Genomic DNA, 12,897 nt, shown 5'->3' with positions numbered 1-12,897 from the left:
ATGCAGGATGAGTGAAGTTCCGGCCTATACCCGAGAGGACGCTGGCCAGCCGCCCTCCTTGTTCCCTGCCTATGGTTCCACGGTCGCTCGCTCGCCGCGCCAGCCGCTGGTGCGCATCCCCCAGACCCTGACCGAGACGACGGGCCCCAGCGCCTGGGACCGGCTGATGGGACCGGCGATGGCCGACCTGACCCGCCAGCACAAGGGCGAGCCGATCGGCCAGCGCATCGTGGTCGGCGGCCGGGTGCTGGACGAGAACCGTCGCCCCGCCCCCAACACGGTGGTGGAAATCTGGCAGTGCAACGCGGCGGGCCGCTACATCCACGCCAACGACCAGTGGGACGCCCCGATCGATCCCAACTTCACCGGCGCGGGGCGGGTGATCACCGACGACCAGGGCCGCTATCGCTACACCACCATCTGTCCGGGGGCCTATCCGTGGGGCAACCACCACAACGCCTGGCGGCCGGCCCACATCCACCTGTCGCTGCTGGGCCCGGCCTTCGCGACCCGGCTGGTGACCCAGTTCTATTTCCCCGACGATCCTCTGATCGAGATCGACCCCATCGCCAACGCCGTGCCCCGCACCGCCCGCGACCGCATGGTCGCCCGCTTCGACATCGAGACCACCCAGCCCAATTTCGCGCTGGGCTACCTGTTCGACATCGTGCTGCGCGGGCGCGAGGCGACGCCGTTCGAGGATGCTCACTGATGGCCGACAACCAGAGCCCCGAGGCGTTCGGCCAGACCCCCTGGCAGACGGTGGGTCCCTTCTTCCACTACGGCCTGCCCTGGAAGGGCGCGGCCGACCTGGTGGGTGGCTCGGACATCGGTGCGCGCGCCGACCTGTTCCCGACCGAACACTACCTGCTGAACCAACCCGCCCCCAAGGGCGCGACCGCCGGCGAGCGGATCGAGATCACCGGTCGGGTGATCGACGCCGCCGGCGCACCCATCCCAGACGCCATGATCGAGATCTGGCAGGCCAATGCGGCGGGCCGCTACGCCAGCGTCGACGACGGGCGCGCGGACCTGCCGCTCGACCCCGATTTCACCGGCTTCGGCCGTTCGTCCACCAGCAAGGATGGCGAGTACCGCTTCCTCACCGTCAAGCCGGGACGGGTTCCCGGGCCCGGCAACACGCTCCAGGCCGCCCACATCGCGGTGGGCGTGTTCGGGCGTGGCCTGATCAAGCGGCTGGTGACGCGCATCTATTTCGAGGACGAGCCCGCCAACGCCGAGGACCCAATTCTGGAGCTCGTCCCAACCGACCGCCGACAAACCCTGATCGCCAGGCGGACGAGCGACGGGACCTATCGGTTCGACATCGTGTTGCAAGGCGAGAACGAAACCGTCTTCTTCGATATCTAGAGCCATGTCCTCGCTCATCCGCGACCGCGCCACCTCAGGCCCCGAGATGCTCCAGGCGTTCGGCGACGAGGCCTTGCTCAGGGGCGCGCTCGACTTTGAAGCGGCGCTGGCTCAAGCGGAGGCGGCCGAAGAGCTGATCCCCACCGCCCACGCCGCGCTGATCGCGCAGGCGTGCGGCCAAGACGTCGACATCGCGGCCTTAGCCGAGGCCGCCGCCCACGCCGGGACCCTCGCCATCCCGCTGGTGGTCGAATTGCGCGCACGCGTGGCCGCCCTCGACCCCGACGCCGCTAGGTCCGTCCACAAGGGCGCCACCAGCCAGGACGTCGCCGACACCGCCCTGATGTTGCAGGTCAAGACCGGCGCGACGCTGATCGTCCGCGATCTCGACCGCCTGCGCGACGCCCTGGCGGACCTGGCGCGCCCCCATGCCGCCAGCCCGATGATTGGCCGCACCCTGCTGCAGGCGGCCCTGCCCATCACCTTCGGCCTGAAGGTTGCGAACTGGCTGACCTCGGTCGACGCCGCCACCGCCCGTTTCAACCGGGAAGCGGATCACGCGCTGGCGCTCCAGTTCGGCGGGGCCACAGGCTCGCGCGCGGGGCTGGACGGCAAGGGCGCGGCGGTGGCGGCGCGCATGGCGCAGACGCTGGGCCTGGCCAATCCACCCACACCCTGGCACGCCCGCCGCGAGGCGATCTCAGGGCTTGGCTGTGCGCTCGCCATCCTGACCGGCGCGCTCGGCAAGATCGCGCGCGACATCTCCCTGATGGCCCAGAGCGAGGTGGGCGAGGCGTTCGAGCCCCAGGTCGCCGGCCGGGGCGGCTCGTCGGCCATGGCCCATAAGCGCAACCCGACCGGATGCCAGGTCGTCCTGTCGGCGGCGATCCGCGCGCCGGGACTGGCTGGCGCCCTGCTGTCCGCCCTGCCTCAGGAACATGAACGCGGCCTTGGCGGCTGGCAGGCGGAGGCGCCGCTGCTGGCGGAGCTGTTCCAGCTGGCCCACGGCGCGCTGACGGCGTTGCTTCCGGTAGTCTCGGGGCTGGAGGTGGACGTCGCCGCCATGGCCCGCAATCTCGACGCCGCCGACGTCGGCGGCGACACGGGCGAGGCCGAAGCCCTGGTCCAGGCCGCGCTGACCGCCCACGCCAATGCTCGCCGGGAGACAAGCTGATGCCCTTCGCCACCCATGCCGGCGTGCGCCTCTACTGGAAGCTGGACGGGGAAGCGACCAAGCCGCCCATTCTGCTCCTGCACTCCATCGGTACGGACATGGGGTCTTGGGATCGCGCCCTGCCCCATCTGCTGGCCCAGTTCCGCGTCCTGCGGATGGATGCACGCGGGCACGGCGCCTCGGACGCGACGCCAGGCGAATACGATCTCGACCTGTTGGCGCGCGACGCCATGGCGGTGATGGATGCGGCCGGGATCGAAACGGCGGTAGTGTGCGGCGTCTCGCTCGGCGGCATGATCTCCCTGACCCTGGCCACACAAGAGCACCGCCGGGTGAAGGCGGTGGTCGCCGCCTGCACCTCGCCGAAGATGGACAGCGAAGCGTGGCGATCGCGCATTGCGGCGGTGCAGGCCGGCGGGACCGCCGCCATCGCCGACGCGGCGCTCGGCCGGTTTTTCTCGCCCGCCTTCGCCAAGGCCCACCCCGAGGTCGTGGAAAGCGCCCGCGCAGAGCTCACCGCGATGTCGGCCGAAGGCTACGCCAGTTGCGGCGCGGCGATCCGGGACATGGACCTTCGCGACAGCCTCAAGGGTATCGCCGTCCCCGTCCTGGTGATCGGTGGCGAGCGGGATGTCTCCACGCCCTTTCCGGATCATGGCCGCCTGATCGCCGAGGGCGTGCCCGGCGCGCAGACCACGCTGCTGGACGCCGCCCATCTGGCCCAGGTCGAGGTTCCCGGCGCCTTCGCCGCCGCCGTACGCGGGTTCGTCAGCGGATTGAACGGCGGCGATGCGGTGCAGGACGCGGCTCAAACCCTGTTCGAAGCCGGGCTGGTGAACCGGCGCAAGGTGCTGGGCGACGAGTGGGTGGACCGGGCGCTCGCCCGGCGGACGCCATTCAACAGCGACTTCCAGGCCATGATCACCCGCATCGCCTGGCAGGAGATCTGGGGGCGGCCGGGCCTGGATCATCGCACCCGCCGGTTGCTGGTTTTGGCGATCACCGTCTCGCTCGGGCGATGGGAGGAGTTTCGCATGCACGTGAAAGTCGGCCTGGAGCAAGGCGGCTTCACGATCGACGAATTGAAGGAGACGCTGATGCAGACCGGCATCTACGCCGGCGTGCCCGTCGCCAACACCGGTTTCGCGGAGGCGGCGGAGGTGATGGCGGCGCTGGCGACCGCTCCCAAGGAATAGGCAGCGCCACCTTACGGGACGGAAGAAACCGCTTGCGACGTTCGCGGCCAAGCTCCAGGACAAATCAGACCGACCCCAAGTCGAGGTCATGGGACTCCGGCATCCCTAATTTCGCGTGCGCTGAGCAGGGACCGGCGCCCTGGGGTCTTGAGATGATGCGGTGAAACGTCAGGCGCTCTTCATCCTGTTCTCGGTCAACAGCTTCGCCGCTGCCATGTTGGCCCTGTACATCGGTTTCGCGCTCGGCCTTCCCCGTCCCTATTGGGCGATGACCACCGCCTATATCGTCAGTCAGCCGCTGTCCGGCGCGCTCCGCTCCAAGGCGGTCTACCGCATCATCGGAACGGTCGTCGGCGCGGCGGCCGCCCTGGCGCTGGTGCCGACCTTCGCCACCTCGCCCGAACTGCTGTCGCTGGCGCTGGCCCTCTGGGTCGGGCTTTGCCTGTACATCTCCCTGCTGGACCGCACACCCAGGAGCTATGTCTTCATCCTCGCAGGATACACGGCCGCCATCATCGGCTTTCCCGCCGCCCCCGAACCCGCCACCGTGTTCGACGTGGCCGTCACGCGGGCGGAGGAGATCGGGCTCGGCGTGATCTGCGCCACCCTCACCCACAGCCTGTTCTTCCCCCAGGCTATCGGGCCCGTGCTGCATCGGCGCATGAGGGCCTGGCTCCACGACGCGCAGCAGTGGGGATTGGCCATTCTCGCGGGTCAGCATCCCGCTTCCAACGACCGCGATCGCCGAAGGCTCGCCGCCGAGATCACCGAGATCCGGCTGATGTCCACCCACCTGCCCTTCGACACTTCCAACCTGCGCGAGGCCGGTCCGCTGGCGCGGGCCATGGAGGATCGCATGAGCGTGCTGCTGCCGCTGGTGAGCGCGGTGGGCGATCGCCTGTTGGTGCTCCGGGCGGACGGCGCGGCGCCTGCGGAGCTGGAAAGGCTGCTGACGCGGCTGGAAGCATGGCTCGCCGATCTCAATGCTCCGCGTACGGAGGGCGAGGCTATCCTCGCCGGCTTTCAGGCCTTGGGTCCGCCCTTGGGTCGGGGCGCGCCCTGGGGCGATCTGGTGCTGGAGAACCTGTTGGATCGCCTGCAACAGCTCGTCCGGAACGTGCAGGACATCCGCGACCTCCGCGCAGCGATCCAGACCGGAGGCCGCCGACTCCCGGCCACCCTGGACCAGGGCACGCCGGTTCGCGCCAGCGCCCGGCTGCACCGCGACCACTATCTGGCCTTCCTGTCGGCGCTCGCCGCCTCTGCGGCCACCCTGTTCTGCTGCATCTTCTGGATTGCGACGGGCTGGCCGGAGGGCAGCGTGGCGGCGCTGACCGCGGCGGTGTTCTGCTGCTTCTTCGCCACGCAGGACGACCCGGCCCCGATCATCGTCACCTTCCTCGTCTACACGCTCGCCTCGATCCCGATCGTCGCCGCCTATCAGTTCGCCATCCTTCCCGCGATCGACGGCTTTCCCATGCTCGTCCTGGCGCTGGCGCCCGTGTTCCTGATCGCAGGCTATTTCATCGCCAAGCCCACGACGTCCCTGCGCGCGCTGGCCATGGTGCTCGGCCTGGGCAATGGCCTGGCCCTGGCGGAGAATTTCAGCCCTACCTTCGCGGGCTTCGCCAACAGCAACATCGCCCAGGTGATCGGCCTGGTCGCCGCCCTGGTCACCACCCAGCTGTGCCGTTCGGTCGGCGCGGAATGGAGCGCGCGGCGAATCCTGCGGGCGGGCTGGCGCGAGATCGCCAGGGTCGCGGAGGCGACGCGGCCGGTGGATCGCGCGGGGCTGATGATCCGGATGCTGGATCGGGTGGGCCTGCTAGCGTCGCGGCTCAATGTCTCCGACGAGGACATCGGGCCGACCGCGGCGGATGCGTTGAGCGATGTCCGAGTCAGCCTGAACCTACAGGAACTCCAGGCGGCGGAAGCGCGGTTCCCCGGTGGGGGAGGTCCCGCCCGGCGGTTGCTGACCGGCGTCGCACGGGGATATCGCGCCCTGGCCAGGGCTCCGTCGGCCTTGGTCGTGCGAGCGCATCGCCCGAAGCTGGACGCGAGCCTGCTGGACGACCTTGACCAGGCCCTCGCCGAGGCCGCCGATGGCGCGCCGAGCAACCCCCAGATGCGTGGAGCCGCCCGCGCCCTGGTCAGCCTGAGGCGGACGCTGTTTCCCGACGCGCCGCCCTATTCAGCGAAGGAGGAAACGGCGTGATCGGAGAGTTCGACTTCGACGGCGTGTTCGTCTCTCCCCTGTTGATCTACGCCATCGTGGCGCTGGCCATCTGCGCCGTCGTACAGCGTCTCTTGATCTTGGTGGGCTTCTATCGGCTGGTCTGGCATCGGGCGCTGTTCGACTTCGCCCTGTTCGTCGTGCTGCTGGGGGCTGTATCGGCGGTGGCGGGACCGCTGATCGAGCGAGGGGGATGGCGTTGAAGCTCTGTTTAATCGGAAACCCTGAGCATGGTTGAGTCCGCTAGGATCAGGCACGCCCTGGCGCTTGGCGGCCGCATCCTGGTGACGGGCCTGCTGGTGATCGTCGCGGTGCTGGTCGCCCGCTGGATGTGGGTCCGTTACCAGGTCGAGCCGTGGACCCGCGACGGCCGCGTCCGCGCCGACGTGGCGGCGGTAGCGCCCGACGTGGCGGGCTTCGTCACCCGCATCGACGTGCGCGACAACCAGGTCGTGCATAAGGGCGACGAACTGTTCGCGCTCGACCAGGCTCGCTTCCAGGTCGCGCTCCAGCAATCCCTCGCCGCCATCGAGGGCGATAAGGCCGCCCTCGTCGAGGCCCAGCGCGAAGCCCGCCGCAACGACGGTCTCGGCGAACTCGTCTCCGCCGAAATCCGCGAACAGAGCCATACCCGCGTACAGCAGGATCGCGCCGCCCTGGATCAGGCGATCACCGCCCGCGACACCGCCCAGCTCAACCTGAAGCGCACCACCATCCTGGCTCCGGTCAACGGCATGGTCACCAACCTGGAGCTTCGGCCCGGCGACTACCTGACGGTCGGCCGCCAGGCGCTGGCCTTGGTCGATAGCGACAGTCTGCATGTCGACGGCTACTTCGAAGAGACCAAGCTACCGCGCATCCATGTCGGCGACCCCGTTACTATCCGCTTGATGGGCGAACGGACCCTGTTGCACGGCCATGTGGAGAGCGTCGCCGCCGCCATCGAGGATCGGGAGCGCAGCCCCAGTTCCAACCTGCTCGCCAACGTCAACCCGACCTTCAGCTGGGTGCGGCTGGCCCAGCGGATTCCGGTGCGCGTGTCCGTCGATTCCGTTCCCGTACCGGTGAGGCTGATCGCCGGACGAACGGCGACGGTGAGCGTGCTCACGCCGGACATGCGCCATGGTCGCCATCACTGGTGGGACATGCCGCAATGATCCGCGCATGGCGTCTGGCGGCGGGATGCGGACTGGCTGCAACGCTGCTGTTGAGCGCCTGCAAGACGGTCGGGCCGCGCTATGCCGGGCCGCCGGGCCTGGCGGTCGCCAACCGACCTGACGCGCAGGGCCCGTTCGTCGGCGCCGACAACCCCGCCTTCTCCAAGGAGATCGCGCCCGGCGACTGGTGGCGGCTGTATCGCGACCCAAGGCTGGACGACCTGGTGCAGCAGGCCTTCGCCGCCAATACCGACCTGCGCGTCGCGGCCGCGAATCTGGAACGGAGCCAGGCCCTGCTGCGGCAGGTGCGCGCCGCGCGCGAACCTTCGGCGACGGCGAACATCGACCTCGACTACGCTCAGCTTTCCGCCGAGGCCTATCTGGTTCCGGGCCAGCTGCCCACGTTCGGCCTCTACGACACCGGCCTGTCGGTCTCCTACGAGCTGGACCTGTTTGGCCGCCTCCACCGCGCCGTGCAGGCGGCCTCTGCCGAGGACGAGGCGGTGCGGGCGGCCTACGACCTGACCAAGGTGACGGTGGCGGCCGAGACCACGCGCGCCTACGCCCAGGCCTGCGGCGCCGGCGAGGAGCTGGCGGCCGTGCGCCATTCGCTGGAGCTGCAGAAGCAGAGCGACGCGCTGACCCGGCGATTGGTGCGCGCCGGCCGTGGCACGGCCTTGGACACCACCCGCTCCTCCGGCCTGATCTCGCAGTTCCAGGCCAACATCCCCGCCCTTCAGATCGCCCAGCGCAACGCCTTGTACCGGCTGGCGGTCCTGACCGGACGGCCTCCGGCGGCCTATCCGCGCGACTTGGAAAGCTGCGCCTCGCCCCCGCGCCTGACCTCGCCCATTCCCATCGGCGACGGGGCAGCCCTGCTTCGTCGCCGCCCGGACATCCGGGAAGCGGAGCGCGACCTGGCCTCCGCCACCGCCCGCATCGGCGTGGCGACGGCGGGGCTCTATCCCACCATCCGGCTCGGCGCCTCGGCCGGCTCGACCGGCGCGCTCAGCGATTTCGCCACCTCCCCCACCAACCGCTACGCCATGGGGCCCAGCATCTCCTGGCAGCTGAACCAGAGCGTTCCGCGCGCCCGGATCGCCCAGGCCGAAGCCGAGACCCGCATGCGGCTGGCCCGTTTCGACGGGGTGGTGCTGAACGCCCTGCGTGAAGCCGAAGCCGCATTGACCACCTATGCTCGCGACCTCGACCGCAACGCCGACCTCGGGCGCGTGCGCAGCCGCGCGGCGGACTCCGTCGGGCAGGTCCAGAGACTGCACGCCGCCGGCAAGGTCGATTTCCTGAGCCTGCTCGACGCCCAGCGCACCCTGGCCTCGGCGGACAGCGCCCTGGCCGCCTCCGACGGGCAGCTCTCCCAGGACCAGATCGCGATCTTCCTGGCGCTCGGCGGCGGATGGGACGTGGCCGCCTAACCACCTGATTTCTTTTTATCGCCGCGCCTGCATCAATCCGGGCGTTCGCGAGTTGCTAGATCGGGGAAGTAACCGATGCCGACACCGGAACGCTGCAGGGCCCGCGCCGACGAGGCCGAACGCTTGGCCGGGATTGTCTCCTATGGCCGGGACAAGGAGCGGTTGCTCGCCCAGGCGGTCGAACTGCGGGAACGCGCAGTCATGCTGGAAGCAGCCGAAATCGCCCCAGTCCCCACCCCACGCGAGGCTCCGGCCAGATTGCCCCCCTGGCTCCGCAGGTGGCTTCCCGGCCGTAAAGCCCCCGCCTGACAGGACGCCCCCGGGGTTGCTTGCAGAGCTTAGGCCTCCAAGTTATTAGTCTACCTAACGATCATCCCGCGCCGTACTTGGCGATAAGCGGGGATAGGTAGGGAGAGCCGTCGTGGAGCATCACGCGACAGGCGACATCGCAGCCAGGATGGAGCGCCTGCCGGTCGGCGCCTGGCACGCCCGGGTGCGTGGCGTTATCAGCGCCGCCGCCTTCTTCGATTCCTTCGACGCCCTGGCGATCGCCTCGGTGATGCCGGTGCTCCTGCCGCTGTGGCATCTCAAGCCCGCCGATGTGGGGCTGCTGTTCTCGGTCGGCTACGTCGGCCAGGCCATAGGTTCGGTGTTCTTCGGATATCTGGCCCAGCGGATCGGACGGGTGCCGGTGGCCCTGATCACGGTGCTGATATTCTCGGTGATGAGCTGCGCCTGCGCCTTCTCCACCAGCTACCTCATGCTGATGGCCTTCCGCTTCATCCAGGGCCTGGGGCTGGGCGGCGAGGTGCCGGTGATGCACGCCTACATGAACGAGATCGCTCGGGCCAAGGGTCGGGCGCGTTTCATCCTGCTGCCCCAGCTTGGGTTTTCCATCGGGATCGCGGCGGCGGCCTATGCGGGACGCTGGATCGTGCCGGACTTCGGCTGGCGAGCCATGTTCCTGATCGGCGTCGCGCCGGCCATCCTCACCCTGCCGCTGCGCGCCTTCCTGCCGGAATCGCCACGTTGGCTGGCCAGCCTCGGCCGCCACGACGAGGCCGATCGGGTGATGCGCAAGATCGAAGCCGAGGTCTCGCGCAACGGTACGCGTCCCCTGCCCCCGATCGTTTCCGTCGGCCCGGCCATCGCCCAGGCCCCGCCGCGCCTGATCGAGCTGTTCCAGGGACCCTACCTGCGGCGCACCCTGGTGATCTGGGCCCTGTTCTTCAGCGCCTACTATGTCGGCTACGGCCTGACCAACTGGATGCCGACCCTGTATCGCACCATCTACCATCTCGGCCTGCGACAGGCCCTGACCTTCGGCGCCATCACCACCACCTGCAGCGTGCTCGGCTCGATCCTGGTCACCTTCCTGATCGACTGGACCGGGCGCAGGCTGTGGTTCGGGGTCAGCCTGGTGCTGGCCGCCCTGCCCTTCTTCGCCCTCACCCTGGCCCACGTGACCGCGCCGTCCAGCGTCCTGCTGCTGGTCTCCATCGGCGCGCTGCTGGTCAATCCGGTGTGCATCGCCATCGGGGTCTATGCGGCCGAGTGCTATCCGACCCACTTGCGCGCGCTCGGCGGCGGGATCGGCTCGTCCTGGATCCGCATCGCCGCGATCGTGGCTCCCTCCGTCATGGGCCTGTTGATCCCCCGCGCCGGCATGGGCGCAGTGTTCCTGCTGTTCGGGCTCGTGGCCCTGGCCGGCGGGATCGTCGCCTTGATCTTCGCGGTCGAGACCAAGGGCCGGACCCTCGAAGACCTTTCCCCACCCGAACCCATCGCCGCCTAAGGAGTATCGAGATGAACCTGGCCAACCGCCTCTACACCGCCGCGGTCGTCCCCTTCGGCGCCGACGGAGAACTGGACGAGGCCGCCTATCGCGAGCAGGTCCGCTACTACGGCCAGCCCCGCTTCGCCGCGGTTGGCGGCTTCATCGCCAACGCCGAGGCCGGCGAGATCTACTACCTCACCGCCGCCGAGAAGCGCCGCACTACCGAAATCGCCCTGGAAGAACTCGGGGGCAGGATGCCGGTGTTCACCGGCATCTTCGACCTGACCACCAAAGCTTCCGTCCAAAGCGCGCGCGAAGCCAAGGCGCTGGGCGTGGACGGGCTGTTCCTGATGCCGCCCGCGGGATGCGCGGACCTGGTGACGTCCTGGAACGCCTCGAAGTACCCGGAATACTGGCTGGACCAGATCCGCGAGATCGACGATGCGGTCGGTCTGCCGATCATCGCCCACCCGGTGGCCTCGGCCTCGCCGCAATGGGGTATCGGCGTCCCCGGCGACGCCGCCAAGCTGATCTGCGAGCAGATCCCCAACATCATCGGCTGGAAGATGATCTACAGCTACGAGGGGATGCGTAAGATGTGGAAGATCCTGCGCAGTCTCGAGCGTCCGGTGGCGATCATGGCGGCGGGCGGGCGGTTCTTCCACGAATACCTCGCCCACGACGTGCTCGAGGGCAGCGTTTCGGGATCGTGGGTCTATGCGCTTGAGCCGATGCTCGACCACATCGAGGCGGCGCGCTCGGGCGACTTCGCCAAGGCGCTGGAAATCTGGACCCTCGGAGGGCTCGGTGCGCTGCACGACTACATCTACGAGGACTATTCGCGGCTGCACCTGCGCTACAAGATCGCCGCCTGGCTGCGCGGCCTGATCCCCAGTCCGCGCGCACGCTCGCCCATGCCCAAGCCCAAACCCGAGGAAATCCTGACCCTGAAGGTCCTGATGGCTGGCGCCGGGATCGCCCTGATCTCCGACGCCGCTATCGAAGCCGAACTGGTCGGCGGCGCGCGCTCGTCCGCCTTGGCGGCCTAGACTGGATAGATGTCTGGACTCCCGCTCGGTCCTGCCGCCCACTAGGGTCAGGACCGAGAGGTGAGCGGATGGGGACAGTCAAATGATCCGGCTACGGAATATATTCTCCGGCGTAGCGCTTTCCGTCGCGCTGGGGCTGTCCGCCCAGGCCGCCACAGCCGCCGATAGGCCGCCCGACGCCGCCGCGATCCGCCGCCTCGTCCAAGCCATGCAGGACGCCTGGAACCGTGGAGATTTCCGCGGCTACATGGCGGGCTTCAAGAACCCGGACATTACCTTCGTCTCCAACGGCGTGATTCAGAGGAACTGGCAGGCGACGCTGGACCACTATGTCCGCGACTACGGAACGCCCGCCAAGCGGGGCGTGGTGCGTTTCTACGACGTGTCGGTGCAGATGTTGACGCCTGACGCGGCCGTGCTGGTCAGCCACTTCCACATGAGCCGCAAGGACAAACCGCTGGAGGGCGTGTTCACCGATCTCGCCCGCAAGGTCGACGGCCGCTGGATCATCACCTTGAACCATGTCTCGGCCCACGACGCGCCCAGGTAGGGGCCGCCCTTATCTCCGCGCCTCGCTCCGAAACGTACTGGGCGGCTGGCCGACGCAGCGAGTGAAGGCACGGCTGAAATAGGCCGGATCGTCATGGCCGGTGGCGTAGGCCACTTCGGACACGCTGAGATCGGAATAGATCAGCAGGCGCTTGGCTTCCAGCATCGCCCGCGCCTGGATCAGGGCCAGCGGCCCCTCTCCCGTCGCGGCCAGGCATGCGGCGCGCAGTTTCGGGACCGAGGCGCCAAGCTGCTCCGCATAGGCCGGTATCGACAGCCGATGGCTCCAATGACGCTCCACCAGGGCCCGGAAGCGGGCGGTCAGCTCCAACTGGCGGTTTGGCCTCGACGGCGGTCGGGGCTGGGCCTCGCGTTGGAGGCGCCGCACGGTCGCGACCAGCACGCCCAGGACCGCGCCCTCGACGGCGGTGCTGCGCCCCGGCGCTATCCAGGCCAGTTCGCGTCGGATTCGTCCAAGGAGTTCGGCGAAATCCGTCATCTCTTCGTCAAGGGCGAACGCGCCGGCCCGAGCGAACATGTCGGTGAAAGCAGGCTCGCGTGAGGCGAGCTCGTCGAAGAACGGCGTGGCGATGGTCAGCACCTGTCCCGCCGTCTCGGGTTCGAAATCGAAGCCGTGGATGGAGCCGGCGGGGATAACCAGCAGGGTTGGGGTCTCGAACGCGCTAGCCAAGCCCTCCACGACGATCTGTCCGCCGCCGCCGTGGAGCACGAACAGATGATGCAGTTCGGCATGCGCATGCGGGCGGATGGTCCACTCGCTGGGACGGCTGCGGTCGTCCAGCGCCTCGAGGTGCACGAAGCGCGGCTCCACCTGTCGCGGCGGCTCGCCATAGAGGAAGAAGCTCGGGACCACCGATTGGGGCATGGCGAAAGGATGGGCCGGACTTGCGAAAAGTCCAAGCCTTTGTCGTGCGTATCCATGGTCCACGCCCGTCGA

12 protein-coding genes are annotated in these 12,897 nt (G+C 68.8%); 11 read left to right on the top strand and 1 reads right to left on the bottom strand.

What is annotated here, in order from left to right; genetic code table 11:
• Positions 1-7 precede the first annotated feature (7 nt).
• The 11 genes from pcaH to GSQ87_RS07880 all read left to right on the top strand — a co-directional run bounded on the left by pcaH (position 8) and on the right by GSQ87_RS07880 (position 11,940).
• Entirely contained in the window at positions 8-712 is a 705-nt protein-coding gene (gene pcaH / locus GSQ87_RS07930) for a protocatechuate 3,4-dioxygenase subunit beta (protein ID WP_158914966.1), read from the top strand.
• Positions 712-1,371 (top strand): protocatechuate 3,4-dioxygenase subunit alpha, encoded by a 660-nt coding sequence (gene pcaG, locus GSQ87_RS07925; RefSeq protein ID WP_158914965.1) that lies wholly within the window; start codon positions 712-714, stop codon positions 1,369-1,371. Before pcaH ends, pcaG begins: the two co-directional genes overlap by 1 nt.
• A 4-nt stretch (positions 1,372-1,375) precedes the next feature.
• Positions 1,376-2,545 carry a 3-carboxy-cis,cis-muconate cycloisomerase gene (gene pcaB, locus GSQ87_RS07920; protein ID WP_158914964.1) on the top strand — a complete coding sequence of 390 codons (1,170 nt, stop codon included), beginning with the start codon at positions 1,376-1,378 and terminating at the stop codon, positions 2,543-2,545.
• Entirely contained in the window at positions 2,545-3,741 is a 1,197-nt protein-coding gene (pcaD, locus tag GSQ87_RS07915; RefSeq protein ID WP_158914963.1) for a 3-oxoadipate enol-lactonase, read from the top strand. Before pcaB ends, pcaD begins: the two co-directional genes overlap by 1 nt.
• 160 nt (positions 3,742-3,901) lie before the next feature.
• The gene (locus GSQ87_RS07910) at positions 3,902-5,956 is read left to right on the top strand and encodes an FUSC family protein (RefSeq protein WP_254062820.1); all 2,055 of its coding nucleotides are present in this window, start codon (positions 3,902-3,904) and stop codon (positions 5,954-5,956) included.
• Positions 5,953-6,177, top strand: a complete 225-nt coding sequence (locus GSQ87_RS07905) for a DUF1656 domain-containing protein (RefSeq protein WP_158914962.1) — start codon at positions 5,953-5,955, stop codon at positions 6,175-6,177. Before GSQ87_RS07910 ends, GSQ87_RS07905 begins: the two co-directional genes overlap by 4 nt.
• 27 nt (positions 6,178-6,204) lie before the next feature.
• Positions 6,205-7,131 carry an HlyD family secretion protein gene (locus tag GSQ87_RS07900; protein WP_158914961.1) on the top strand — a complete coding sequence of 309 codons (927 nt, stop codon included), beginning with the start codon at positions 6,205-6,207 and terminating at the stop codon, positions 7,129-7,131.
• A 50-nt stretch (positions 7,132-7,181) separates the two neighbouring features.
• Complete coding sequence (locus GSQ87_RS07895; RefSeq protein ID WP_371416659.1) at positions 7,182-8,564, top strand: efflux transporter outer membrane subunit; 1,383 nt, start codon at positions 7,182-7,184, stop codon at positions 8,562-8,564.
• Between the two features lie 421 nt (positions 8,565-8,985).
• Positions 8,986-10,359: an MFS transporter gene (locus GSQ87_RS07890; protein WP_158914959.1), complete on the top strand. Its 1,374-nt coding sequence runs from the start codon at positions 8,986-8,988 to the stop codon at positions 10,357-10,359.
• Between the two features lie 11 nt (positions 10,360-10,370).
• Entirely contained in the window at positions 10,371-11,390 is a 1,020-nt protein-coding gene (locus GSQ87_RS07885; protein ID WP_158914958.1) for a dihydrodipicolinate synthase family protein, read from the top strand.
• 82 nt (positions 11,391-11,472) lie between these two features.
• Positions 11,473-11,940, top strand: coding sequence for an SgcJ/EcaC family oxidoreductase (locus GSQ87_RS07880; protein ID WP_158914957.1), 468 nt, complete (start codon positions 11,473-11,475; stop codon positions 11,938-11,940).
• 9 nt (positions 11,941-11,949) lie between these two features.
• Here GSQ87_RS07880 and GSQ87_RS07875 read toward each other — a convergent pair whose 3' ends face one another.
• On the bottom strand, positions 11,950-12,825 hold the full coding sequence (locus GSQ87_RS07875) for a helix-turn-helix domain-containing protein (RefSeq protein WP_158914956.1): 876 nt from the start codon (positions 12,823-12,825) through the stop codon (positions 11,950-11,952).
• Positions 12,826-12,897 lie beyond the last annotated feature (72 nt).

The sequence above is a fragment of the Caulobacter sp. S45 genome (assembly GCF_009765965.1).
In the GTDB taxonomy this organism is placed as follows: domain Bacteria; phylum Pseudomonadota; class Alphaproteobacteria; order Caulobacterales; family Caulobacteraceae; genus CAHJWH01.
The sequence above is the reverse complement of the archived record's forward strand: the minus strand, read 5'-3'. Positions and strand labels throughout refer to the sequence as shown.

What these genes read in the sequence shown, in the direction of transcription:
- pcaH (WP_158914966.1), top strand. Translation starts at nt 8, where the DNA reads ATGAGTGAAGTTCCGGCCTATACCCGAGAGGACGCTGGCCAGCCGCCC.
- pcaG (WP_158914965.1), top strand. Translation starts at nt 712, where the DNA reads ATGGCCGACAACCAGAGCCCCGAGGCGTTCGGCCAGACCCCCTGGCAG.
- pcaB (WP_158914964.1), top strand. Translation starts at nt 1,376, where the DNA reads ATGTCCTCGCTCATCCGCGACCGCGCCACCTCAGGCCCCGAGATGCTC.
- pcaD (WP_158914963.1), top strand. Translation starts at nt 2,545, where the DNA reads ATGCCCTTCGCCACCCATGCCGGCGTGCGCCTCTACTGGAAGCTGGAC.
- GSQ87_RS07900 (WP_158914961.1), top strand. Translation starts at nt 6,205, where the DNA reads ATGGTTGAGTCCGCTAGGATCAGGCACGCCCTGGCGCTTGGCGGCCGC.
- GSQ87_RS07885 (WP_158914958.1), top strand. Translation starts at nt 10,371, where the DNA reads ATGAACCTGGCCAACCGCCTCTACACCGCCGCGGTCGTCCCCTTCGGC.
- GSQ87_RS07880 (WP_158914957.1), top strand. Translation starts at nt 11,473, where the DNA reads ATGATCCGGCTACGGAATATATTCTCCGGCGTAGCGCTTTCCGTCGCG.
- GSQ87_RS07875 (WP_158914956.1), bottom strand. Translation starts at nt 12,825, where the DNA reads ATGCCCCAATCGGTGGTCCCGAGCTTCTTCCTCTATGGCGAGCCGCCG.